The following is a 23,676-nucleotide window of genomic DNA, read 5'->3' on the forward strand; positions in this document are numbered from 1 at the left end:
CAGCGGGGGACGGGGCCGAGGGGGCCGACGCCGCCGCACCGCGCCCGGCGGTGGGCGCGGGACGGTGCCCGTCCTCGCGCGTCTTGCCCTTGCGTGCCGTGATCTTGGTGCCGTACAGGTCGCGTCGCAGCACGCCGATCGCGGCGAACACGAACACCCACAGCAGGACCAGGTACCCCAGCCGCAGCAGGGTGAACGTCAGCTCGGTCATGCGGGGTGGATCACCATTCCTCGTTCTCGGGCGCACCCGTCCAGAACATGATGCGGGTCCGCCCGATGGTCAGGCTGTTCCCGTCGAGCAGGGTAGCGGCCGGGACCTGGTGGCCCTCGACGAAGAGTCCGTTCGTGGAACCGAGGTCCGTCGCGATGACCCCGTCCTGCGTCACCCGGATCTCGAGGTGACGGCGTGAGACCCCGGGGTCGTCGACGACGATGTCCGCCTCCGAACCGCGGCCGATCACGGTCACGGGACCGGTCAGCAGGTAGCGCTGGCCGTCGATGTCCACCAGGGGGTGGCGCGCGCTCGGGGCCGACGCCGTCGCCGGCGCGACGTTCCCGCGCACGCTCGCGGAGCGCAGCTGGAAGCGGCCCGTGTCGAGCGAGTCGTTCTGCTCGAAGGACACGCTGACCGGGCCGACGAACGCGTAGTGCTGCGACGCCGCGTGCTCGGTGACATTGGCTGCGAGCTCGTCGGCGAGCGACTCGGCCCCCCAGCCGTCGACCTGCGCGTAGTCGTCCGGTGACAGCTCGATGGTGAACTGGTTGGGCACCACGGTCCGGTCGCGGTCCACGACCGCGGCCCGGTCGTCGACCTCACGACGCAGAGCGCTCGCGAGCTCGACAGGCTTGACCTCGCTGCGTCCGACCTTGAAGGCGTTGTTGACGACGCGTTCGACGCCCTTCTCGAAACGATCCAGGACTCCCATGCCACCTCCTCCCTCATCGACGTTCCCACGACCGGGGTACACGGTCCCCGGGCAGACTACCTAGATCGTAACGACCCGGGGCCTCGACGGGCCGGGAATCTCCCGGAATCGAGGGGGAGATCGCGGGGAGATCGGGTGACTCGGGCGTGAGGCGCTCTGCGGAGCGGCTACTGTTCTCTCTGGTGCACCACCGGGCTCTGGCCCGGTCGGGGCGCAGGTGGAAGAGCGCACGAGGACGGCCGTCCGACCGATGCACGGTTGGGTCCGCTCTCGTGATAATCTTCTGCGGCACGCGCGAGTGGCGGAATGGCAGACGCGCTAGCTTCAGGTGCTAGTGTCCGAAAGGGCGTGGGGGTTCAAGTCCCCCCTCGCGCACGTGATGTACGAAGGCCCCGGATCTCAGATCCGGGGCCTTTCGTCGTTCCCGGGGTCGGCTCGAGGTGTCGCCCGACGGGTCCACCGTGCGCGCTTCCCGCGCAGACGCTGGACGAGCCCCGCGCTGCGCAGGTGCTCCACGACCTGGGGCGGCAGGTCTGCGAGCACGGTCGGTCGCGGCGAGCCCGCCGTGCGCGGCAGCAGGCTCACGGTGCCCGCGTCGCCCGTGACGACGAACGTGGCGCTCGCGGGTCCGGGCCGGTAGACGACGCTCCGGAGGGTGGCGAGCGGCTGCTCGTGCACGAACGATCCGCCGTCGGTGATCGAGAGGTGCTGTGCGGTGATGCTGATCCGGTAGGGGCGAGACCGTGACCCCACGCCCAGCGCCACGGTCACCGACACCATCGCGAGCGGGGCGAGCAGCCACCAGGGCGCGCCGCGCCCGTTGATCGAGGACATGACGTCGTCCAGGTCGATCCCCAGGCCGGCCAGCACGGCGAAGGTCGCCCCGATCACGACGACGCCGAGTGCGAGGAGAAGGGTGACGAGGGTCGCGTGGCGCATCCGGAGTGCGGTCGTCTCGAGGGTCGCGATGCCGTGGACGACGTGCCAGGCGCTCACCTCGAGGTCCTGCCGCTCGGTACGGGCTCGGCCTGGTCTCATCCGGGGAGTCTGCCAAAGCGAGGCTCCGCTCGGCGACCATACCTAGACCTGCTAGGTTAGAACACCTAGCAGCACTAGGCATAGGAGTGTCATGCACATCGACAAGGACCTGGTCGCGGCCTCGGCCACACCGCTCGTCCTCGGCATCCTCGCCGACGGCGAGTCGTACGGCTACGCGATCGTCAAGCGCGTCAACGAGATCTCGGACGGCCGCATGCAGTGGACCGACGGGATGCTCTACCCCCTGCTCCACCGGCTCGAGCGCCTCGGGCACGTCGAGGCGTCGTGGGGAGTGTCCGACGTCGGGCGCAGGAGGAAGCACTACGCGATCACCCCCGCCGGGCGCGAGGCCCTCGCCGAGCGGCAGGCGCAGTGGAGCGTCGTCGCCGACGCGCTCCAGAAGGTGTGGAGCGACGCACGCGACACACAGGCCCCGCGGACCGTCGCCGAAGGGTGGGCCTGATGAGCACGCACCCCGAGCTCGAGGCGCAGATCGACCAGTGGCGCGGCTACGTCCAACGCCGCCAGGCGATCTCCACGGCCGACGTCGACGAGATGGAGGACCACCTGCGCGAGCAGGTCGCCGACCTGACCTCGACCGGCCTCGACGACGACGAGGCGTTCCTCGTCGCGGTCAAGCGCATGGGCAACCTCGACGAGGTCTCGCGCGAGTTCGCCCGCGAGCACTCCGACCGCCTGTGGAAGCAGCTCGTCCTGGTCCCCGACGCGGCCGCGGCCGGTGGCGGCTCACCGCGGTGGCGCGAGCTCGCGGTCGTGCTTGCGCTCGCCGTCGGCGCGGGGCTCGCGGTCAAGGTCGCCGCGGAGACCATCAGCGACGAGACGGTCCTGCTGCGCAACGTCAGCCTGCTCGTCTTCCCCTTCCTCGCCGGGTACTTCGCGTGGAAGCGCCGCCTCACCTGGGGTGTGGGCGCCATGCTCGCGATCCCGTTCGCGGTGCTCGCGGTCGTCCTCAACGTCTACCCCTTCGCGCCCGAGGGGTCGACCCTGCTGCTCGCGGCCCTGCACGCCCCGGTCGTCCTGTGGGCCCTCGTCGGGGTCGCGTACGTCGGCGGGCGCTGGCGCTCCGACAGCGGTCGCATGGACTTCGCCCGGTTCACAGGCGAGCTCGCGATCTACTTCACGCTCCTCGCCCTGGGCGGCGGCGTGCTGCTCGGCCTCACGTTCGGGACGCTGAACCTCGTGGGGATCGACCCCGAGCCGTTCTTCGAGGGCTGGGTCCTGCCGTTCGCCGTCCCGGGCGCGCTCGTCGTCGCCGCCTGGCTCGTCGAGGCCAAGCAGAACGTCGTCGAGAACATCGCCCCCGTCCTCACGCGCGTCTTCACCCCGCTGACCGTCGTCATGCTGCTCGTGCTCTTCGTCGTGCTCGCGACCGCCGGCTCCCTGCTCGACACCGACCGCGGCCTCCTCATCCTCATGGACGCGATCCTGGTCCTCGTCCTGTGCCTGCTGCTCTACTCGGTCTCGGCCCGCGACCCCCTCGGCCCGCCGCACCTGTTCGACGGGCTGCTGCTCGTCCTGGTCGTCGCGGCGCTCGCGGTCGACGCCGTCGCGCTCACCGCGATGCTGACCCGCATCGCCGAGTTCGGGTTCAGCCCCAACAAGGTCGTGGCCCTGGGCCTCAACGTGCTGCTGCTCGTGCACCTCGTGGGCTCGGCCCTCCTGCTGACCGGGTTCCTGCGGGGGCGGCGCCCGTTCGCGGCCCTCGGCCGGTGGCAGACGCAGTTCCTGCCGGTCTACGCGGTGTGGGCAGCGGTCGTCGTCGTGGTCTTCCCGCCCGTGTTCGGGTTCGTCTGACCCGTCGCCGTCGTCGTCGCCGTCGCCGTCGCCTCGGCAGCGGCCCGGCGGCGGCCCGGCGGCGGCCCGCTCCGGCCCGCGTCGTAGTCTCGGAGGATGACCGACGACGCTCTGGTCGACTGGCTCCTCGACGCGGACCCCGCACTGCGGTGGCGGGTCGAGCGCGACCTCGTCCGAGCCCCCGACGAGGTCTGGCAGCAGACACGGTCCCGCGTCGCGATCGAGGGCTTCGGTGCTCGTCTGCTCTCGCTGCAGGACCCGGACGGGCAGTGGGCGGGTGGTGCGTTCTTCCCCGCCGACTTCGACATGGACGGCCCCGAAGCCCGGTCCGGCGCCGGTCAGCCCTGGACCGCGACGACCTGGTCGTTGAACGCGCTGCGGGAGTGGGGGCTCGACCCGGCGGTCCTGCGCGAGCGCCGGACCGCCGAGCTCCTGGCGCAGCACAGCCGCTGGGAGTACGACGACCTGCCCTACTGGGGCGGGGAGGTCGACTGCTGCATCAACGCGTGGACCCTGGCGAACGGCGCGTGGCTCGGTGCCGACGTCGCGCCCCTCCTCGACGCGATGCTCGCGGTGCGCATGGCCGACGGCGGCTGGAACTGCGAGTGGGTCGAGGGCTCGGTCCGGTCCTCGTTCCACTCGACCCTCAACGTCATCAAGGGACTCCTGGCGCACCAGGCCGCGACGGGCGGTACCGACGAGTCGCGCGAGGCACGGCGCTCGGCCGAGGAGTACCTCCTGCGTCGAGGCCTGTTCCGCCGCGAGTCGACGGGAGAGCCCGTCGCGTCCTGGGTGCGGTACTTCACCTACCCGTACCGCGCGTTCTACAGCGTGCTCAACGCGGCCGTCCACTTCCGCGAGGCGTCGCTGCTCGACGGTACGCCCCCGGACCCTCGCATGGCCGAGGCGATCGGGATGATCCGGGCAGCTCGGCAGCCGGACGGGACCTGGCTCCAGTCGCCGCGGCACCCGGGCACGGTGTGGTTCGAGGTCGACGCGCCGGCAGGTGAGGCCTCGAGGTGGCTGACCCTCGACGCGACGCTCGTGCTCGCCTGGTGGGACGGACGCTAGCGCCGCGCTCCGTCGTCGGGCTCGCCGTGCCCGCCGGGCAGCCGAGACGCCCGGCCGCTCGTCCCACGGACGGACTTCCTTCCTCTCCCCCGGTGTGTGACAGTGGGCCGGATGCTCCGGTGCACACCCCCCGATCGCACCGCAGGACCCCTGGAGGAACCATGACCGACGTGCACGTGCCCGTCGCCGCCGACCATGTCGTGACCGTCGACGACGAGGGGACCCGCACCGGGACCTTCGCGCGCAGCGCCGTCCACACCACCGAGACGCCGCTGCACCTCGCGTTCTCCTGCTACGTGGTCGACGACGCCGGTCGCCTCCTGGTGTCCCGCCGGGCGCTGTCCAAGCGCACGTGGCCCGGGGTGTGGACCAACTCGTTCTGCGGGCACCCGCGCTGGACCGAGACGACCGAGCAGTCGATCGTGCGCCACGCCGCGCACGAGCTGGGCCTCGAGATCACGGGGCTCGAGGTCGCCGTGCCCGGCTTCCGCTACCGGGCCGTGGACGCGTCGGGCGTCGTCGAGAACGAGATCTGCCCCGTGTACGTCGCGCGCGCCGCGAGCGACCTCACGGCCAACCCGGACGAGGTCGCCGAGCTCGCGTGGGCCGAGCCCGGCACGCTGGGGCGCGCGGTCGACGCCACGCCGTGGGCGTTCAGCCCGTGGATGGTCCTGCAGGTCGCGGCGCTGCGCGACGCGGCGAGCGGGCCCGACGGCGCCGTCTCACCCCTGCTGGCAGAGGTCGCCTCGGCCCTGGGCTGAGCGGCCGAGCGGCCGAGCGGCCGGGCGCGTCGGGCGCCCGGCCCGCCCGGCAGTCCGACGCGCCGTGCGAGGGAGCTCAGTGCGCCCCGGCCCGGACCTGCAGGCTCGTGGAGCGCAGGCGCTCGGGCAGGTGCAGGTGGTCGGCGTCCGCGACGCTCACGCGCAACCGCCGGGCGGGCAGCGCGTGCGGCAGGACGAGGTCGGCTCCCGGCTGGCCCGAGAGCCGCAGCGCGGCGGCGAGCTCGTGCACCAGGACCTCCTGGCGGTGGGCGTCGCGCACCGAGAACACCCACAGGTCCTGCCGGTCGGGCTGCGGCTGCCAGGTCCCGGTCCGCGTGAAGGTGCGCGAGACCTCGGCCGTGGGCCCGACGAACGTGACCGAGCGCAGCGACCACAGCGCCGTGCGGTTGGTCGCGGACGCCCCCTGGTCGGCCTTGAGCAACGAGACGGGTCGCTGGGTCCCGACGATCGCGGCCACGCTCGGCGCCACGACGTCCGCATAGGGCACGGCGTACGGGCTCAGGAACGGACCGAACGATCCGACCACGAGCCCTCGCTCGAGCACGAGGAGCTTCTCGCTCGCGACGAACCGCAGGATCACGGCCAGGACGAGCCCCATGCCCACCGCGAAGATCGCGACCTGCAGGACGCTCCCGTTGAACGCCATGACGGCGACGACGAGGGCGAAGACCCCGGCCACGATCCCGATCGCGCGTGCCGACAGGGTGCACGACTCGACGTGGCGCAGCTCGCCGAGGGTGGCACGGTGCCGTTCGGCGACGTCGCGGACCTTGCGGGTCGCGCGGTGGCTCGACGGCGAGAGGTGGGGCATCGGCGGGGCTCTCCGAGGGCTCGTGCGGGGCGGGGTCGTGCTGCGGTCCCGCAGCCGCGCCGATGCTATCCGAGAGGGAGGATTCCCTACCGGGCGTGCCGTTTCGACTGTGCCCGCGCCAGCGGGTGACAATCGACGCATGTCAGCAGCCGGATCCCTTCCCGTCCCCGACCCCGCAGCGTCGTTCGAGGCGCACGTCGAGTGGGCGCGGGCGACGCCGGTCGAGGGGTTCGACCTGACGCCGATCGACGACCGCTGCGTCGAGGACCCGTTGCCCTGGGACTACCTGGTGCTCGCGCGCGAGCTCGTCGGGAGCGGCCGGGGACCGGTCCTGGACCTGGGCACGGGCGGCGGGGAGGCGTTCTCGTCGCTCGCGCCCCTGCCCGAGGGGTCGGCCGCGACGGAGGGCTGGCCCCCGAACGTCCCCGTGGCCCGACGGCGCCTCGAACCCCTGGGCGTGGACGTCCGGCAGGTGGGGAGCAGCAAGGGCGAGGGCCTCATGCTCCCGTTCCTCGACGGCCGGTTCGCGGTCGTCCTGGACCGGCACGAGGAGTTCGAGGCCACGGAGGTGCTGCGCGTCCTCGAACCCGGGGGCGTGTTCATCACGCAGCAGGTCGACAGCCGCGACGGGATCCGGGTCAACACCGCGCTCGGTGCGGACCTGCCGTGGGACCCGGACGACGTGACGATCGAGGGCGTGACGGCCGAGCTGGCCGAGGCCGGGTTCGTGATCGACGTGGCGCGCGAGCACGTGGGGACGCGGCACTTCCACGACCTGAGCTCGCTGCTCTGGTACCTCAAGGTCATCGCGTGGCAGGTCCCGGAGATCGCGAGCCTGTCCCCCGAGGCGGTCGCGAGGTTCGAGGCGCCGCTGAGGGCGCTGCACATGCACTTCGCGGCGGGCAACGAGTTCGTCGACGAGGCTCCCCGCTTCCTCGTGGTGGCGCGCAAGCCGTTCTGAGCCGGGGGCGACGGCGCGCCGCGCCGGCGGTGGAGGTGCGCGGCGCCCGCGGTGACGGACGCGCTCGACCCGGGCTCCGCCGTCGGGCTCGCTGGGCATGAAGAGGCCCGCGGGCTGGTGGATCTCTCCACCCGTCGCGCTGGACGAGGGCGCGACACCCGCGGGCTCCGGTGGTTGCTCGGTTCTCGCTGGTCGTGGGTGACCTGACGGTCACCGGTCGGCCGCGGGTTCCTCGCAAGGTCCGTCGCTCGATGGCACGACTAGCGTGCAACCACCTCATGTGTCCGAAGATTCTTCACTTCGTGGACCACCTCCTTTCCCATGTGCCGACGACGCTACGCCTGGCCCACGACGGCTGCCAAGGGTATTTCTCCCACGGCTCAGCGGGCCGTGGCGTCGGGCTCGGGAGCCGGCGCCGCGGACGTGCCTGGCCTCGGTCCACCCTGGTCGACGCCCTCGCGCCGGGAGGCCGCGACGACCCGCAACGAGCACAGCAGACCCAGGAGCAGGAAGCCCCCCGCGACGTACAGCGAGATGCGGGTGCCGTCGCTGAAACCGTCGGACAGCGCGTCGACGACCTCGGGCGTCTTCTCGCCGAACTGGCTCGTGGTGCCCTCGGCGCGCAGCTGCGGGATGGTCCCGCCCGCGGACTGCTGGGTCGCGTCCGCGACCTGCGTCGCGACCGCGGGCGGGACGCCGTCGACCTTCTCGAGCGCGGGCGGGACCGCGGTCGAGAGGCCGATCGCGAGCGCGGCACCGATGAACGCGGTGCCCAGCGCCGAGCCGAGCTGGCGTGCCGTGGACTGCGTCGCGGACGCCTGGCCGGACTCCTCCTCGGGGACGTCGACGAGCGTCGTGCCCGTGAGCTGCGCGGACGCGAGCCCCAGGCCGAGGCCGTAGATCACGAGCAGGGCCGCGATGAGCCACGACGACACGGTCGGCGTCACGACGAGCGCGACCGCGAGCACCCCGACGACCTCGAGCACGAGGCCCAGGACGATCGTGCGCGGCGACCCGATCGCGGCCGCGAGGTGCCGCGCCATGGCCCCCGAGACGAACGCCCCGGCAGCCATGGTCGCGAGGACCACGCCCGCGCCCAGGCTCGTCAGTCCCAGGATGTTCACGAGGTAGAGCGGCAGCACGAAGATCAGGCCGAACTCGCCGATCGCGACGAGCATCGCGGTGAGGTTGCCCCAGCGGAACGTCGCGACGCGGAAGAGCGTGAGGTCGAGCAGGGCCGAGCGCGCGATCCGCGCGCGGTGCCGCTCCCAGAACGCGAACAGGACGAGGAAGAGCACGCCGATCGCCCCGATCACGGGCACGGGCGAGACGGGGGCGTCGGTCCCCCAGACCGCCCCGAAGAGCTTGAGCTCCGCCTTGGGCGTCCACCAGCCGAGGGACTGCCCCTCGATCAGCGCGAACACGACCGCACCGAACCCTAGCGCGCTCGTCAGCAGGCCGACGACGTCGAGCCCCGGCACCGTGATGTGCGCACGTGTCTCGGGAACCACGAGGATCGCCCCGATGATGACCGCGATCCCGATCGGGATGTTGACGAGGAAGATCCACGGCCACGTGAACGACGTCGTGAGCCAACCACCGAGGAGCGGCCCGACCGCGGCCATGCCCGAGATCACCGCACCCCAGATGCCGAACGCGACCGCCCGGTCCTTGCCGCGGAACGTCGCGTTGACGGTCGACAGGGTCGCGGGGAGGACGAACGCGCCGCCGACCCCCTGGATCAGGCGCGCGACGATGAGGGTCCCGGCGTCGTCGGCCTGGGAGGCCAGGATGCTGCCGCCGAGGAAGACCACGACACCCACGAGGAGCAGGTTGCGTCGCCCGAGCCGGTCGCCCAGGCGGCCCGCGGTCAGCAGCAGCGCCGCGAACACGACCGAGTAGGACGCGTTGACCCACTGCGCGTCGTTGAGGTCGAGGTGCAGGTCCTCGATGATCGTCGGGAGCGCGACGCCCACGATCGTCCCGTCGAGCACGATCATCGACAGCGCGGTCGCCAGGACGAACAGCCCCGCCCAGCGGTGGTCGCGCTTCGCCGCCGTGGTCGACGACCCTCCCGGTGCGGCGGGCGCCGTGCCCGACTCGTCCGACTGCGCGCTCATGGACGCTCCTTCGAGTAGGGGGCGATGCGGTGCCCCTGGGGGGTGGGGTCAGGCCGGGAGGAGGTGGTCCCACTCCTCGGGGTAGTCGTCGAGCCACGACGCGAGGGACTGGGCGGGCCGCCCGGCGAAGCGCTCGACGACGTCGCTCACCACCGCCAGGTCGCCCGCGGCGATCGCGGTGTAGGACGAGACCCAGCCGTCGACCGCGAACGGCGGCGCGGCGTAGACGGCCCGGGACGCGTACGCCTCCTCGACGGTCTCCGGGTGGTACGTGATGCTCCGGCCCGTGACCTGGGACAGCAGCGCGGCGACCTCGGTGAGCGTCAGCGCCTCGGGACCTGTGAGGTCGTAGGCCTTGCCGTCGTGCTGCGCGGGGCGCTCGTCGAGGAGGATTGCGGTCGCGACGTCGGCGATGTCGTCGTGCGAGACCGAGGACAGGCGCCCGTCGCCCCCGGGGCCGCGGATCACACCGTCGTCCCCGACCATGTGGACCAGACCCTGGTGGTAGAGGTTGTCGCGCAGGAACGTGTGCTTGAGGCCCGTGCCCTTGATGTACTCCTCGGTGTACCAGTGGTCGCGCGCGAACGTGAACGTGGCCTCCGGGGCCGCGCCGAGGAACGACACGTAGACGATGCGCTCGACCCCGGCAGCCACGGCCGCGTCGACGGCGGCCCGGTGCTCCTCGACCCGGTTCGGGGCCTCGCGGGCCGAGACCAGGAAGACCGAGCTCGCGCCCTGGAAGGCACGGACCATGTTCGGGGTGTCGGTGTAGCCGGCCGCGACGGCGACCTCGGACTCGGGCAGCGGCTCGCCGTCGAGCAGGCGGGGTGCGCGCGTCGTGTCGCGCACGACGAGGCGCTGCCGCGCGCCCTCGGCGGCCAGCCGCAGCGCGAGCTTGGAGCCCAGCCGTCCGCTCGCCCCGGTCACGGCGACGAGCCCCGAGTCGGTCCTGATGGTCATGCGTCCACGGTAGGCCGGGCGGAGGGGAACCGCCTGGGGGCGGTCAGTGTCCGCCCGGTCGCGGCCTGCGGGAACGGCTGCTCCGGCACACTGGAGGCGTGACGACACCGACCCCCGACGACGCCCCTCGTACCGCGACCCCCGACCCCTCCCGCCGGCCCTACCGCGTGATGACGGTCTGCACGGGCAACATCTGTCGCTCCCCCATGGCCGAGATCGTGCTGCGCGACCGCTTCGAGGCTGCGGGCCTCGGCGGGAGGGTCGTGGTGGACTCGACGGGCATCAGCTCGGAGGAGCACGGCAACCCCGTGGACCGTCGCGCCCGGCGCGTCCTGGCCGAGCACGGGTACGACACGGGCGAGGGCCACCACGCCCGGCAGGTCCGCCCGAGCGACGTGGTCTCGCGCGACCTCGTGCTCCCCATGACCTCGCAGCACGCCCGCGCGCTGCGGCGCCTGCACGGCGACGGGAACGTGCGCATGTACCGGTCGTTCGACCCGGCGGCGCCCGTCGTCGCACCCGAGCGGGTCGAGCGCGACGAGCACCTGCTCGACATCGACGACCCCTGGTACGGGGGCATGCAGGACTTCGAGGACTGCCTGGCGCAGGTCGAGGCCGCGGCCGACGGGATCGTCGAGCACGTGCGTCAGGAGCTGGCCAGGCGTCAGGCCTGAGCGCGCGCGCCCGACCTGCCGAACCACCCGCGCACGGCGTCGCGCACCGCCCCGGCGGTGCGCCCGACCCACCCGGGCGCCCGGCCGTCCGGCGTCGGGTCCTCCTCGGGCGCGGGGGGACGCTCGGGCACGTAGCCCCGCACCCACGTCGCGATGTCGTCGTACGCCACGGCCCGCACCGGCGGGGCCGAGAGGACGACGTCGTGCAGCGCCCCGTCGATCCGCACGAGCGTGACCTGGCTGCCCAGGTCGGTCGAGCGGCGCGCGATCCCGACGACGTCGAGCGCGGTGTCGCTGCGCATCATCTCGGGCGACCACGTGGGCAGCAGGGTGCTGCGCGCCGAGAGCAGCACGAGCACGGGGACCGTGATCCCGAGGCCGCGCTCGACCGTCCCCTGCCCGCGCAGGATCGCGGTCAGCCAGGCCGGGTGCGTCGGGAACCCGCGCACGGGGCGCCACGCGAGGTCGTAGTCCCACTCGCCGTCGAGCGTGCGGGACACCGAGCGCGTGTAGAAGCCGAGGTCGACCTGGGGCAGCGGCGCTCGCGGGTCGAGGCGCGCCTGGAGCTCGAGCGCGGGCGCGAGGACCTTGCGCCCGATCCCCCGGGCCTGGAACTCGAGCCACGGGCTGTTGAGCACGAGCGCGGCGACGCGGTCCTGGTGGCGCGCGGTCCACAGGCTCATGGTCAGGCCTCCCGTCGAGTGCGCCATGAGGACCAGGCTGCGCTCGTGCTTGGGGCGGTCCGCGGTCAGGATGCCGTGGCCCATGGTGGTGAGCGCGGCCTCGATGTCCTCGTCGTACGTCGCGAGGTCGGTCACGAACCCGGGGGTCTGCCCCGGGCGGAGGCTGCGCCCGTACTTGCGCAGGTCGAGCGCGAAGAAGCGTGCGCCGCGCGCCTCCCAGAAGTCCGCGAGCTCGGTCTGGAAGAAGTAGTCGGACCACCCGTGCACGTACAGGACGTCGATCCCGCGGTCGGCGACCAGCGGGTCGCGGGACTCCCGGGCGTCGGCCGCGGAGCCGCCGCCCGCCCGACGGCGTCGCACGAGCGTCGCGACCACCTCGCCCTCGTCGTCGGGCGTGAGGGGCAGGGTCAGCTGCTCGAACCCGTCGAGCACGTCCGGCTGCCACCTCGGGGTCTCGGCGGGTCGGGCGGTGGGTTCGGGCATGTCCCGAGGGTAGGAGCCGGGGTGCGGGGGCGCGCGGTGGGAGGGGTGAGTCAGGTCCCGTCGTCGTCCCGCCGTGCCCGACGGCGCCACCACCGTCGGGTCCCCGTCGCGCCCTGGGTGCGGCTCGCGCGGGGCGAGCGGTCCGCAGCGGTGCGGGACGCCGTCGGGCCGGGTGCGCCGCCGGGCGCGCGACGCTCGCGCCACAGAGCCACCTCCTCCTCGACGTCGCGCAGGGGCGTGACCACCGGAGGGCCGCCCAGGAGCTGGCGCCGTGCGTCGACGACGCGGGCGTTGAACTCCTCGACGACCTCGCGCACCGAGTCCTCGGAGAACTGGCGGTCGAGCTGGTCGCGCAGCCGGGCGTCGTCGGCCCGGAGCTGGGCCGGGGGCAGGACGCCCGTGATCTGCTCGCGCTCGACGAGGCTCTTGAGCCACCAGTCGGGGTCGTGGTGGGAACCCAGCCCGGGGATGGGCTTGCCCGCGAGCGGCAGGTCGTCGAACTCGCCGCGGGCCATGGCCTGGCGCACGAGCTCGTCGACCCACTGGCCGCGGTTCTCGAGCGGCAGCCGGGGCCCCGCGGTCCGCGGGGGCTCCGTCGCCTCGTCCTCGGCACCGTCCTCCTGGGGGTCCTCCGCCGCCTCGCGCGCCGCCTCGCGGTCGACGCGGTACTGCGCGGCCCGGCGCACCGGGTCGTCCTCGCTCATGGGTGCCTCCCTGCGGCCGTCTCGCGAGCGTGCTGGTCCCATCCTTCCTGGTCCTCCCGCTCGCGGAGAAGAGGCTCGACCACGGAGACTGGCACCCGACGAGACCGGCACGGGGGCGCCCCGTGCGATCGAGGTTGTACGCTGGGCCGCCGCGCTCGGACAGGCGGTGTGCTCGTGCCCGGTGATGAAGCCGCCGGGACAGGCCCGGCAGCGTGCTGCCGTGAACGGCCCGCATCTGCGGGAGGTGGAGCTGCAATGACACAGAGCACTGACGAAGGACTGCTCGGACCGGCCGAGGCGATCGACCTCGAGAACTGCGCCCGGGAACCCATCCACATCCCGGGCCGGATCCAACCGCGCGGGGTCCTGCTGGTGGTCCGCGAGGGTGACGGCCGGGTGGTGCAGTGCTCCACGAACGTGCGCGACGTCCTGGGGCTCGCGCCGCAGGACGTGATCGGTGCCGGGCTGACCGAGGTCCTCGGCCCCCAGGACGCCACCAGGCTGCTCGACCATGCCGCGCGGCACCAGGACCTGGCCCCCCACAACCCGGTCGAGATCCGCACGGGGCACGGGCGCACGGTCGAGACCGACGCGATCCTGCACCGCCCGCCGCTCCCGGACGGCGCCGAGCCCGTCGTCGTGATCGAGCTCGAGCAGGCCGTCGTGCGGCCGCTGAGCTTCCCCAACACGTACCAGGCCGTGCGCACGGCGCTCGCGGACCTCGACCGGGCGTCGACGCTCGACGCGCTGTTCACGACGGCGGCCGAGCACGTGCGCCGCCTGACGGGCTTCGACCGCGTGATGATCTACCGGTTCGACGCCGACCACAACGGCGAGGTCGTCGCCGAGGCCAAGCGAGAGGACCTCAACTCGTTCTACGGGCTGCACTACCCCGCGACGGACATCCCCCGCCAGGCCCGGGCGCTGTACGAGAAGAACTGGATCCGGCTGATCGACGACGTGGACTACGTCCCGAGCGACGTCGTCCCCACGGCCCTCCCGACGACGGGCGAACCGCTCGACCTCACGTACTCGACCCTGCGCAGCGTCTCCCCCATCCATCTCGAGTACCTGCGGAACATGGGCGTGGGAGCCTCGATGTCGATCTCGCTGCTGCGCGACGGGAGGCTGTGGGGCCTCATCGCGTGCCACCACTACTCCGGCCCGCACCATCCGTCCTACGCCGTGCGGGCCGCGGCGGAGTTCCTGGGGTCGGCGCTCTCGGTGCTGCTCGTGGCACAGAGCGAGGAGGACCGGCTCGTCGCGTCGCGGGCCTCGTCGAGGCTGCTCGCCGGGCTCGTCGCCGACAGCCGCGACGAGGACACCTCGCTCGTCGAGGCCATGACGGCCGACGGGCGTCTCCTCGACCTCGTGGACGCCGACGGCGTCGTCGTGCTCGCCGAGGGGCGTTCGGCGTCGCTCGGACGGGTACCCGAGGAGGAGGGCGTCGCGCTGCTCGTCGGGTGGCTCACGGGCCGGCTCGCCGAGACCGCCGACGAGGTGGTGGCGGTCGACTCGCTGCGCGTCGCGGCCCCCGAGATCGCCGACCTGCTGCCCGACGTCGCGGGCGTCCTGGGCGTGCTCCTGAGCGACGGGCAGGCCGTGGTCTGGCTCCGGGACGAGGTGCTGCGCAGCGTCGACTGGGGCGGCGACCCCCACAACAAGGCCATCGCGCTGAGCGAGGGCGACACGGTCCGGCTCAGCCCCCGCAGGTCGTTCGACCGGTGGCGCGAGGTCGTCAGCGGCCACAGCGAACCGTGGGCCGAGGACGCGGTCGAGAGCGCGGGCGCCCTGCGCAGCCACCTGGTCGAGGCGCTCTACCTCCGTGGACGACGGGACGTGCGGGCCGCGGAGGCGCTCCAGCGCAGCCTGCTCCCCGCGACGCTGCCCGACGTGCCGGGCTGGGACGTGACCGCGCGCTACGAGCCGGCCGGCGGCGGGTTCGTCGGCGGGGACTGGTACGACGCGTTGCTGCTGCCCTCGGGGGCGCTCGCGCTCGTCGTCGGCGACGTCACGGGCCACGGGCTCCAGGCCGCCGCCTCGATGGGGCAGATCCGCAACACGCTGCGCGCAGCGCTCGTGCGCGCAGGGACCGCGCAAGGGGCCGTCGAGCAGCTCGCCGAGACGGTGCAGTGGACCATGCCCGGGCAGATCGCGACGCTCGTGGTCGCGGTCGTGGACCTCGAGACCGGCACGGTCGAGTACGTCACGGCCGGGCACCCGCCGCCCTTCTTCCTGGTCCCGGGCGAGGGCGTCGTCTGGGGGCGGCTGCTGGGCAGCCCGCCGCTCGGGCTGCCCAGCCAGGGCGTCGTCGCCGGGACCACCACGATCGGACCCGGAGGTGCGCTCGTGCTCTACAGCGACGGGCTCTTCGAACGTCGCGACGAGTCCCTCAAGGCCGGGCTGCGGCGGCTCGCGGGGACGTTCGCCGAGCACGTGGGCGACGTCGACGCGGTGCTGCGCTCGACCCGGGACCCCGAGTCCGAGGACGACGCGACCCTGCTGGTGCTCCGCCGTCGGGCCCGGGACGCGCGCGGCTGACGCACTCCTCGCGCGCCGGCTGCGCCTAGCGTGCCGGCTGCGCCGGCCGTGCCCCCGAGGGCACGCGCGCTCCGCCGGTCAGGGCGCCGCCGCTGCCGGCACGGCCGGCGACGCGGCGTCCCGTGCTGCGCCGAGGCGCGCCCAGACGTGCTTGCCCTCGGCGACGAACCAGCCCACGTCGAGCGCGAGCCGCTGCGCCAGGACGAGCCCGAACCCGCCGTCGCCCGGGAGTCGCGGGGCGGCCACCACGGGGGCTCGGCTCGTGTCCTGGTCGATCACGTCGACGATGTACTCCTCGCCGTCGGTGAGGAGCTGGACGGTCGTCGGCGGACGTCCGTGCCGCAGCGCGTTCGTGGCGAGCTCGCTCGCGACCAGGACGATCTTCTCCGAGACCTCGGCCATCGCACCGTCGGGGGCCAGCGGACGCCCTGTCAGCTCCTGGTGCAGCGACGTGCGCAGGATCGAGAGCTCGTCGAGCGAGTCGAGCTGCCAGACGCGGACCACGTGGAAGGTCTCGGGCGGACGGGACGAGGGGATCGTGATGTCCATGGGCGTTCCTCCGTGGGTTCACAGCGTGCGTGCGTTCGTGCGGGGTGTGCGGGTGCGACGCCGTGGCCGGGGGTGGTGGCCCGTGGCGTCGGGACGGTCAGTCGACGAGAGTGAACTGCGAGATGACGCCGCTGATCTCCAGCAGGTCCCGGATGCGATCCGGTACCCCGACCAGGACGGGAGGTTCGCCACCTCCGAGCACCGAGAGGTACAGCAGGCGCAGACCCCCCGAGTCCATGAAGGTGACCTCGGTCAGGTCGATCGTGACGGGACCCTCCGCGCGCTGGACCGAGCGGGCGAGGTCGCCCTCGGAGCGGTCCTGGACCGCGGCGTCGACCTCTCCCCACATGGTCCACCGAGGACCGGAGTCGTCGATACGGACACCGCCTTGCATCGTCTGATCGGGCACTGATCGCCTCTCGCTCGTCTCGTGCGGCCGTGTCACCCGCCGCGCGACGGACGGGGACCCGTGCCAGGTTACGGAACTCCGGGCCGAGGTTCCTCCCGGGACACGTCTCGTCACGGGACCTGCACACCGCGGGAGGCGTCGTCAGGCGCGTGATCCCGGGCATGATGGCCTCATGAAGGTCTCGCGCAGGTCGCACGTCCCACCGTTCGCCGTCATGGAGGTGCTCGCCGCGGCCAACGCGCGCCGCGACGCGGGCGAGTCCGTCCTCAACCTGTGCGCCGGGGAGCCCGCGACGGGGGCCTCGGACGTGGTGCGACGCCGCGCGATCGACCTCCTCGAGTCGGGGGACCTGGGCTACACCGAGGCCATGGGCGTGCCCGCGCTGCGCCAGGCCATCGCCGACCACTACGAACGGACGTACGGCGTGGTCGTCGACCCGGCGCAGGTCGCGGTGACGACCGGGTCGTCGGGCGGGTTCATGCTCGCGTTCCTCGCGGCGTTCGACGCCGGGGACCGCGTCGCGCTCGCCCGGCCGGGGTACCCCGCCTACCGGAACATCCTCGCGGCCCTCGGGTGCGAGGTCGTCGAGCTCGACTGCGGCCCCGAGACCCGCTACCAGCCCACGGTCTCCCAGCTCATGGAGGCCTACTACGAGGGCGGGCTCGACGGGCTCGTGATCGCGAGCCCGGCCAACCCGACGGGGACCATGATCCCGCCGGCCGAGCTGGCGGCGCTCTCGGCGTGGTGCACCGACCACGACGTCCGTCTCGTCAGCGACGAGATCTACCACGGCATCGTCTACGCCGACCCGGCCTCGCCGGCCGGGGAGACCGCGACCGCGGCGCAGTACCTCGACGACGGTGCGGTCGTCGTCAACTCCTTCTCGAAGTACTGGGCCATGACGGGCTGGCGGCTCGGGTGGCTGCTGCTGCCCGAGGACCTCGTGGGCGCGGTCGACGCGCTCGCGGGCAACATCGCGCTGAGCCCGCCCGCGCTCGCCCAGCACGCGGGTGTCGCGGCGTTCTCGCCCGAGGGGTACGCGGCCGCGGCGGAGAACGTCGCCCGGTACGCGGACTCGCGTGCGCTCGTTCTGGACCGGCTCGACGACCTGGGGTGGGACCCGGTCGCCCCGGCCGACGGTGCGTTCTACGTGTACGCGAACGTCGCGGCGTCGGGGCTCGACTCGGTCACGTGGTGCGAGCGGCTGCTCGCCGACACGGGGGTCGCGCTCACGCCCGGCACGGACTTCGACGGCGTGCGCGGGGGCGAGTGGGTGCGGCTGTCGTTCGCGGCCGCGCCCGAGGTCGTGGCCGAGGCGGTCGACCGGATCGTGGCGTGGCGCGCGGCGGGGTACCGGCGGGTGTGACTCCCGTGCGCCGCAGAGCGGTCTGAGCCGTCACCGTCGAGCTGTCAGAGGTGGCCCGGGGTATGGACCGGCCACGTTCTGACAACCAGGCCGTGGCAGGGACCGAGCGACCCTCAGGCCGCCAGGTCGACCGCGCGCACCTGGGTCGCGGGCACCTCGAGAGGCACGACGACGGCCTGGGCCTCGCGACGCCGTCGGGCCTTGACGAGCACCACGATGGCCTGGCCGCCGATCACGATCCACACCACGTTCGCGACCGCAGACGGCCACACGCCGTTGACCGCGGCGACCAGGCACATGAGCCCGGCACCGACGAAGTTCGTGAGCTGGAACCTCAGCGAGTCCCCCGACCAGCGGCCACGCGTGACCATCGCGTACGCGGTGACCGCGGCGATCGCACCGACCCATCCGAGCGGGGTCACGACCATGTCGACGAGGGAGGGGGAAGCGGACATGGCGGTCTCCGGGCAGGGGTCACGAAGGGATCGGGGAGGGGGGACCTGGTGGGAGCTGCGACGCTGCAGCGACCAGGGGGATCGTGGGCGCCAGCCCCTTTTGAGGAGGACCGGCCGGCGCCACGTCACAAGTGTGACCCCGAAAATGATTCAGCACAATTGAAGAACTCTGACGTGGCCGTTTAGTATCTCTACATGGCCACGGACCCACGAAGACTTGGTTTCCTGCTTGCCGTGCACCGGGCCGGAGGGGTTCTGGCAGCGGCCGACCTGCTGCACGTGACGCCTTCTGCCGTGTCTCAGCAAATAGCGCGTCTGGAGGCCGAGGAAGGCATCCAGGTCCTCGACCGCGGGCCCCGCGGCGTGACCCTCACGCCCGCGGGTCGCATCCTCGCGGACGCGGCCGAGCGCATCGAGGCAGAGATGGTCGAGGCCCGCAAGGCCATCGTCGCCATGAGCGAGGAGATGACGGGCACGGTGACGGTCGGCTCGTTCCAGACGGCCATCCGGGCGGTCGTCGGCCCGACCTTCGCGTCGCTCGAGTCGCGCTACCCGGGCGTCGAGCTCGACGTCCAGGAGGTCGAGCCCGCCGACGCGCTCCGGCTGCTGCGCACGGGCGACCTGGACGTGGTCCTGCTCGAACGTGACGAGGACGCCGATTCCCCCGCGCCGCGCGGCATGCGCGAGGTCCCGCTGCTGGACGAGCCGTGGCGCGTCGTGGTGCCCGCGACGTTCCCCACGCCCGCGCGCCTCGACGACGTGCGCGACGCCGTCTGGCTGGGCCCCGAGCCCACGACGGCCGCGGCCCGCGCCCTGCGGCGCCTGTCGCGCACGCTCGGCACGACGCTGCGCACGCGCCACTCGTACTACGACTTCGACGTGGCCCTCGCGCTCGTCGCGGCCGGGCAGGGCGTCGCGATGCTCCCGGCGCTCGCGGTGCAGGGAGAGATGCCCGACGGCGTCACGGTCGTCCCGCTGCCGGGGCTGGGTTCGCGGCGGCTCGTCGCGCGCCACCGGGCGACCCGGCACGAGCCGCGCCCTGTCGTGAACGCGGTCATCGACGAGATGGTCGCGTGCGCCTCGGCGATCGAGCTGGGCTGAGGCACGGCGCTACCGCAGCGCACATCGCCTCACCGCACCTCACCGCACTGCGACGGCGAGCTCTCCGTCGTCGAGGACCGTCAGCTCGTCGAGCAGGCGCGTGAGGGTGCTGACCGACCGGTCCCACCTGCTCGACCGCGGGTCGACGGGGGTGTCCGCCCCGGCCGGGACGGCGTCGGGCTCGGCGAGGTGCCGCGGGACGTAGGTGCTGGTCGACTGCTGGGCCTGCGTACTGCTGTCCATACCGGGTGATTCCCCCTCGGGGCGCTCGCGACGATCCCCGCCGCACGCGCACGACGAGGTGAGCACCTCATCCTTCCCGGCGGACCTGTGCGGCCGAGGAGGCGCGCCCCGCGACCGTGCGCGGGTCAGTGGGGAGAGTCGTGGAGATCGTGTGGGAAACGGTCGGCGCGCGCGGCCGGGCTCCGTCTCCTACCGTTTTGCTGTGCGCCTCTCGCGAAGCACGACCGCCCTCCTCGCTGCGGCCCTGGCCGTGCTGCTCGGCCTGCCCTTCGTCCTGCTCGCCGCTGCCCCGGCGGGAGCGGCGACCACGGCCGGCTGGGCCGCCTGGGACCCGCTCACGGGCAGCGGGGGGAGCTTCGCGACGACGATGCGCCTGCCCGCCGGAGGGTTCCCCGCGGCGGCCGTCTCGAGCGACTCGCGGGCCGGCCAGGTGGGCATCCAGTCGGGCGTGAGCTCGTGGCTCAGCGCGACGACGCCCGTGGGGGCGAAGTACGGGTCGAGCCAGGGGCAGCCGTACCTGAACCTCCGGCCGCGTGCCGACTCGCCGACGGCGCCCTCGACCACGACCTACACGTTCGAGCGCCCGACGCCTGCGAGCGGGTGGACGTTCGTGCTGGGCGACATCGACGCCGACCAGGTCACGATCACCGCCCGCGGGTCGGGTGGCCGGCTGCTCACTGGCTCGGAGCTGGGCTACCGGAGCAGCTTCAACTACTGCGCCGTGACGCCGAGCCCGTCGTGCACGGGGACCGACGTGCCCACCTGGGACCCCGCCACGGGGGTGCTCGTCGGGAACGCGACGGCCACCGACACCTCCGGCGCGTCGGCCTGGTTCGAGCCGACCGTGCCCGTCACGTCGCTGACGTTCGTCTTCCAGCAGCGGTCCGGCTTCCCGGTCTACCAGACCTGGTTCGCGTCGCTGGCTCGCGACGTGTCGGGGACGGTCACCCTGGAGGGCATCGGCCCGCTCGCCGGTGCCACGCTCACGCTCCTCTCCCCCGACGGCGCCCGGCTCGCGACGACGACCTCGGGCGTCGACGGGACCTACTCGTTCCTCGGGTTCACCGCGGCCGACGGCTACACGGTCGAGGTGGCCCCGCCGCCGGACCCGGACGGGCCGGGGCTGGTCGTCGAGGGGCCCTTCCGGCTCCCCGCGGACCTCGCGGACGCGGACGCGACGGACGTGGACTTCCTCGTGCGAGAGATCGTCCCTGTCCCCGTGAGCGGCACGGTCCGGACCGACACGGGCGAGCCGGTACCCGGCGCGACCGTCACGATCGACGTCCCCGGCGGTCCGCCGCTCACGACCACGACGGACTCCCAGGGGGCCTACCTGATCGACCGGGTGCCCGCCGGGCCGCACACGATCACGCTCACGCCGCCCCCGGGGTTCCCGGAGACTCCTCCACCCCTCACGATCGACGTCCCCACGGGCTCGGAGGTGCCGATCACGGACCAGGACTTCGTCGTTCCCACCTTCCCGTCCCTCACCGGGACCGTGACAGCGGGCGGCACCGGGGTTCCGGGGACGGTCGTGACCTTCACGGGTCCGGGCGGCGCGACGGGCAGCGCCGTCACGGGCACGGACGGCACCTACCGGTTCGAGCAGCTCCCTGCGGGCCCCTACACGGTCACGGTCGCTCCCCCGGCGGGGTTCACGGTCGACGGGACGGGGTCTCGTGCCGTGACCGTCGGGTCCGACGACGTGACCGGTGTCGACTTCGCGCTCGCGCGCCCCGGTGCGATCGGCGGCACGGTCACCGACGACCAGGGGGCGCCCGTCCCCGGTGCCGAGGTGCTCGTGAGCGGCCCCGACGGGGACGTCCCGCTGACGACCGACGACGCCGGGACCTACTTCGTCGACGGCCTGCCGCCGGGGGACTACACGATCGCGCTGACCGTGCCCGAGGGCTACACGGCCGGCGGGCCGGTCGAGAGCGCCGTGACGCTCACGAGCGCGGGCGAGTCCCGGCTCGACCAGGACTTCGCGGTGACCCCGGTCGACGAGCCCGTCGACCCGCCCGTCACACCGCCCGTCGAACCGGGCGGCACGCCCGGCGGGGGCACCGTGCCCGACGACGGACCCTCCACCCCGCGTCCGGCGCCCCGGCACCTCGCGGCCACGGGCCTCGACGCGGGCGCCCTGCTCGCGGTCGGGCTCGCCCTGACGGCCACGGGGGTCCTGGTGGCGGCGGGCGGACGGAAGCTGCGCCGTCGGGCGTGAGGGCTGCGACCTCCCGGTGCCGCCCTGCGCACAAAACGCCTGCGACGTAGCCTGCTCGGATGGACGTTGCAGTGCTCGGCGCGACCGGGGACGTCGGCCGGCAGGTGTGCACGCAGCTCGTCGAGCGGCGCATCCTGCCCGCGACCTCCCGCCTCCAGCTCGTCGGACGCCCCGACGGGGCGTCCGGGCGCGCGGTCCACGGCCTGCGGGCGGACCTCGTGGACGCCTACGACGAGCACGCGCCCCTGATCGACGTGGCCCACTCCCCCGACGACGTCGTGGCCGACGTGGTCGTCGTCGCGGCGGGAGCCACGTCCCCCGCACGGGCGGGAGCCTCGCTCGACCGGACCCGCCTCGCGCTCGGCAACCGCGAGGTCTTCGCTGGGTACGCCGACGCGATCGCCCGGCACGGCTCGGGGCACGAGGTCGTGATCGTCGTGTCGAACCCCGTCGAGGTGGGCGTCGCGGTCATGGCCCGGACCCTCGGCGCGCACCGCGTGGTCGGGATGGGGGCGTGGCTCGACACGCTGCGCTTCCGGCGCGAGATCGCCGCCGAGCTGGGTGTGCGGAGGCACCGCGTGGGCGGGTTCGTCGCAGGGCAGCACGGCGAGGACGCCGTCCCGCTGTGGTCGACCGTCCGCATCAGCGGGCAGGACCCGACCGAGCGCGAACGCACCCTGCGCCACCTGCGTCGGGGCCGGACGCTCGACGGCTTCCCGCGCGAGGTCGCCGCGGCCCAGGCCGAGCTCGTCGAGGTCGCGGCCGTGGACGTCGGGGCGGCCTACCGGCTCGTCGACACCTGGCCCGCGGACCTGCGGCTGGTCGCCCGCCCGTGGATGACGCACCAGAGCGGTGCCAAGACCGCGACCGCGACGGCTGCCGCGACGGCGGACCTGGTCGAGGTCGTGCTCGACGGGCGCGAGACCGTCGTCGCGGGCCAGGTCGCCCTCGACGGCGAGGTGTCGCTCGCGGGCGAACCCGTGCGGGGCGTCCTGGGGGTACCGCTCGTGCTGGGCCCCGAGGGCTGGACGCGCGTCCTCCTGGACCCCCTGCCCGACGACGAGTCGCGCCGCCTGCAGGGAGCGGCGGCAGCCGTGGTGGCGTCCTTGCGGTCGGCGGGGGTCGAGGGCGGTTCTCGAGGTGGGGAGCCCGGGGAGGCCGGGGAGCCCGGGGAGGCCGGGCGCGCTGGTTGCGCGGGCGGCGCCGCGGACCCTGAGGGTGCCGGGAACACGGAGGACGCTGCGGGCGTCGGAGGTGCTCGGGACGACACCGGCGCCCGGGACGGCTCCCCCGCGACCGAGCCCTCGTGGGCCGCCCAGGTCCGTGGACTGCACCGGCCAGGGACGCTCACGGCTCTCGCCGGCGTGTTCTCGACGCGTGGCGTGAGCTTCGACTCGCTCACGACGGGAGCTGTCGACGGCGACGGTGACGCCGGGACCATCCAGGTGACCTTCCGGGCGACCCCGCGGCGGGCGAGGGCGCTCGAGCGCGCGGTGACCCGGCTCGCGACGGTGCGCTCCGTCGTCGTGCAGGAGACCACCGACCGACCGGCCTCGCCGCACGCCCACGCCGACCGCTAGGCTGGGACCCGTACGACCACAACCACATACTGCTGCTCGAACCACTGCGGGAGAGCCCGGCCACCTCAGGGTGAGGTCGGCGCCGAAGGAGCAACTCCTCCCCGAGAAACTCTCAGGCCGACGTACCGCGGTGGCGAGGCAACTCTGGAAAGCGGTGACTCCACCTCCCCTCTCGGGTGG

The 23,676-nt window shown here is 73.5% G+C and carries 22 protein-coding genes, 1 tRNA gene, 1 pseudogene and 1 riboswitch; of the genes and pseudogenes, 12 read left to right on the top strand and 12 right to left on the bottom strand.

The window, feature by feature from the left end; all coding sequences use genetic code 11:
• Positions 1 to 211: pseudogene (locus OERS_RS22070) on the bottom strand (FHA domain-containing protein FhaB/FipA); the annotation flags it as partial.
• A gap of 10 nt (positions 212 to 221) precedes the next feature.
• Positions 222 to 926 (bottom strand): FhaA domain-containing protein, encoded by a 705-nt coding sequence (locus tag OERS_RS15045; protein ID WP_056648059.1) that lies wholly within the window; start codon positions 924 to 926, stop codon positions 222 to 224.
• A gap of 292 nt (positions 927 to 1,218) precedes the next feature.
• Here OERS_RS15045 and OERS_RS15050 point away from each other — a divergent pair.
• Positions 1,219 to 1,301, top strand: a tRNA-Leu gene (locus tag OERS_RS15050).
• Positions 1,302 to 1,325: 24 nt separating this feature from the next.
• On the opposite strand, the gene OERS_RS15055 is transcribed toward OERS_RS15050, so the two are convergent.
• Entirely contained in the window at positions 1,326 to 1,964 is a 639-nt protein-coding gene (locus tag OERS_RS15055) for a hypothetical protein (RefSeq protein ID WP_139107867.1), read from the bottom strand.
• A gap of 91 nt (positions 1,965 to 2,055) precedes the next feature.
• Between OERS_RS15055 and OERS_RS15060 the strand changes: the two genes are divergently transcribed.
• The 4 genes from OERS_RS15060 (at position 2,056) to idi (ending at position 5,611) form a co-directional block, all read left to right on the top strand.
• Complete coding sequence (locus OERS_RS15060) at positions 2,056 to 2,427, top strand: PadR family transcriptional regulator (protein ID WP_068626669.1); 372 nt, start codon at positions 2,056 to 2,058, stop codon at positions 2,425 to 2,427.
• Positions 2,427 to 3,779, top strand: a complete 1,353-nt coding sequence (locus tag OERS_RS15065) for a permease prefix domain 1-containing protein (RefSeq protein WP_056648134.1) — start codon at positions 2,427 to 2,429, stop codon at positions 3,777 to 3,779. The genes OERS_RS15060 and OERS_RS15065 overlap by 1 nt, the downstream gene beginning before the upstream one ends.
• 96 nt (positions 3,780 to 3,875) lie before the next feature.
• Positions 3,876 to 4,850 (top strand): squalene cyclase, encoded by a 975-nt coding sequence (locus OERS_RS15070; protein ID WP_068626671.1) that lies wholly within the window; start codon positions 3,876 to 3,878, stop codon positions 4,848 to 4,850.
• Between the two features lie 161 nt (positions 4,851 to 5,011).
• Complete coding sequence (gene idi / locus OERS_RS15075) at positions 5,012 to 5,611, top strand: isopentenyl-diphosphate Delta-isomerase (RefSeq protein WP_068626673.1); 600 nt, start codon at positions 5,012 to 5,014, stop codon at positions 5,609 to 5,611.
• 76 nt (positions 5,612 to 5,687) lie between these two features.
• Here idi and OERS_RS15080 read toward each other — a convergent pair whose 3' ends face one another.
• A complete protein-coding gene (locus OERS_RS15080; RefSeq protein ID WP_068626674.1) occupies positions 5,688 to 6,443 on the bottom strand; it encodes a hypothetical protein in 756 nt (251 codons plus the stop codon).
• A 139-nt stretch (positions 6,444 to 6,582) separates the two neighbouring features.
• Here OERS_RS15080 and OERS_RS15085 point away from each other — a divergent pair, with 139 nt between their 5' ends.
• Positions 6,583 to 7,404 (top strand): class I SAM-dependent methyltransferase, encoded by an 822-nt coding sequence (locus tag OERS_RS15085; protein WP_056648045.1) that lies wholly within the window; start codon positions 6,583 to 6,585, stop codon positions 7,402 to 7,404.
• A gap of 380 nt (positions 7,405 to 7,784) precedes the next feature.
• Here the strand turns inward: OERS_RS15085 and OERS_RS15090 are convergent, their stop codons facing one another.
• Together OERS_RS15090 and OERS_RS15095 are read right to left on the bottom strand one after the other, a co-directional pair.
• Positions 7,785 to 9,524: a DHA2 family efflux MFS transporter permease subunit gene (locus OERS_RS15090; RefSeq protein WP_083201508.1), complete on the bottom strand. Its 1,740-nt coding sequence runs from the start codon at positions 9,522 to 9,524 to the stop codon at positions 7,785 to 7,787.
• Between the two features lie 48 nt (positions 9,525 to 9,572).
• Entirely contained in the window at positions 9,573 to 10,484 is a 912-nt protein-coding gene (locus OERS_RS15095) for an SDR family oxidoreductase (protein WP_068626676.1), read from the bottom strand.
• Positions 10,485 to 10,654: 170 nt separating this feature from the next.
• Here OERS_RS15095 and OERS_RS15100 point away from each other — a divergent pair, with 170 nt between their 5' ends.
• Complete coding sequence (locus tag OERS_RS15100) at positions 10,655 to 11,158, top strand: low molecular weight protein-tyrosine-phosphatase (protein ID WP_068626714.1); 504 nt, start codon at positions 10,655 to 10,657, stop codon at positions 11,156 to 11,158.
• Here OERS_RS15100 and OERS_RS15105 read toward each other — a convergent pair.
• Both OERS_RS15105 and OERS_RS15110 read right to left on the bottom strand, forming a co-directional pair.
• The gene (locus tag OERS_RS15105; protein WP_068709465.1) at positions 11,149 to 12,324 is read right to left on the bottom strand and encodes an alpha/beta hydrolase; all 1,176 of its coding nucleotides are present in this window, start codon (positions 12,322 to 12,324) and stop codon (positions 11,149 to 11,151) included. The genes OERS_RS15100 and OERS_RS15105 overlap by 10 nt on opposite strands.
• A gap of 50 nt (positions 12,325 to 12,374) precedes the next feature.
• Positions 12,375 to 13,028 (bottom strand): DnaJ family domain-containing protein, encoded by a 654-nt coding sequence (locus OERS_RS15110; protein WP_083201509.1) that lies wholly within the window; start codon positions 13,026 to 13,028, stop codon positions 12,375 to 12,377.
• A 255-nt stretch (positions 13,029 to 13,283) separates the two neighbouring features.
• On the opposite strand from OERS_RS15110, the gene OERS_RS15115 reads away from it, so the two are divergent.
• Positions 13,284 to 15,569, top strand: a complete 2,286-nt coding sequence (locus OERS_RS15115) for a SpoIIE family protein phosphatase (RefSeq protein WP_068626682.1) — start codon at positions 13,284 to 13,286, stop codon at positions 15,567 to 15,569.
• Between the two features lie 78 nt (positions 15,570 to 15,647).
• Here the strand turns inward: OERS_RS15115 and OERS_RS15120 are convergent, their stop codons facing one another.
• A complete protein-coding gene (locus tag OERS_RS15120; RefSeq protein WP_068626683.1) occupies positions 15,648 to 16,118 on the bottom strand; it encodes an ATP-binding protein in 471 nt (156 codons plus the stop codon).
• Positions 16,119 to 16,215: 97 nt separating this feature from the next.
• Positions 16,216 to 16,527 (bottom strand): STAS domain-containing protein, encoded by a 312-nt coding sequence (locus tag OERS_RS15125; RefSeq protein WP_231907579.1) that lies wholly within the window; start codon positions 16,525 to 16,527, stop codon positions 16,216 to 16,218.
• 172 nt (positions 16,528 to 16,699) lie between these two features.
• On the opposite strand from OERS_RS15125, the gene OERS_RS15130 reads away from it, so the two are divergent.
• On the top strand, positions 16,700 to 17,893 hold the full coding sequence (locus OERS_RS15130; protein WP_068626685.1) for an aminotransferase class I/II-fold pyridoxal phosphate-dependent enzyme: 1,194 nt from the start codon (positions 16,700 to 16,702) through the stop codon (positions 17,891 to 17,893).
• Between the two features lie 113 nt (positions 17,894 to 18,006).
• Here OERS_RS15130 and OERS_RS15135 read toward each other — a convergent pair whose 3' ends face one another.
• Entirely contained in the window at positions 18,007 to 18,348 is a 342-nt protein-coding gene (locus OERS_RS15135; protein ID WP_068626688.1) for a CBU_0592 family membrane protein, read from the bottom strand.
• Between the two features lie 195 nt (positions 18,349 to 18,543).
• Between OERS_RS15135 and OERS_RS15140 the strand changes: the two genes are divergently transcribed.
• Complete coding sequence (locus OERS_RS15140; RefSeq protein ID WP_056648030.1) at positions 18,544 to 19,449, top strand: LysR family transcriptional regulator; 906 nt, start codon at positions 18,544 to 18,546, stop codon at positions 19,447 to 19,449.
• Positions 19,450 to 19,488: 39 nt separating this feature from the next.
• Here OERS_RS15140 and OERS_RS15145 read toward each other — a convergent pair whose 3' ends face one another.
• Positions 19,489 to 19,692, bottom strand: coding sequence for a hypothetical protein (locus OERS_RS15145; protein WP_068626690.1), 204 nt, complete (start codon positions 19,690 to 19,692; stop codon positions 19,489 to 19,491).
• 202 nt (positions 19,693 to 19,894) lie between these two features.
• On the opposite strand from OERS_RS15145, the gene OERS_RS15150 reads away from it, so the two are divergent.
• Together OERS_RS15150 and OERS_RS15155 are read left to right on the top strand one after the other, a co-directional pair.
• The gene (locus OERS_RS15150; RefSeq protein ID WP_068626692.1) at positions 19,895 to 21,916 is read left to right on the top strand and encodes an MSCRAMM family protein; all 2,022 of its coding nucleotides are present in this window, start codon (positions 19,895 to 19,897) and stop codon (positions 21,914 to 21,916) included.
• A 59-nt stretch (positions 21,917 to 21,975) separates the two neighbouring features.
• On the top strand, positions 21,976 to 23,496 hold the full coding sequence (locus OERS_RS15155) for a lactate/malate family dehydrogenase (RefSeq protein ID WP_068626694.1): 1,521 nt from the start codon (positions 21,976 to 21,978) through the stop codon (positions 23,494 to 23,496).
• Between the two features lie 37 nt (positions 23,497 to 23,533).
• Positions 23,534 to 23,634, top strand: a riboswitch (glycine riboswitch).
• The last annotated feature ends 42 nt before the right edge of the window (positions 23,635 to 23,676 follow it).

The organism is Oerskovia enterophila, from assembly GCF_001692445.1.
Taxonomy (GTDB): domain Bacteria; phylum Actinomycetota; class Actinomycetes; order Actinomycetales; family Cellulomonadaceae; genus Oerskovia; species Oerskovia enterophila.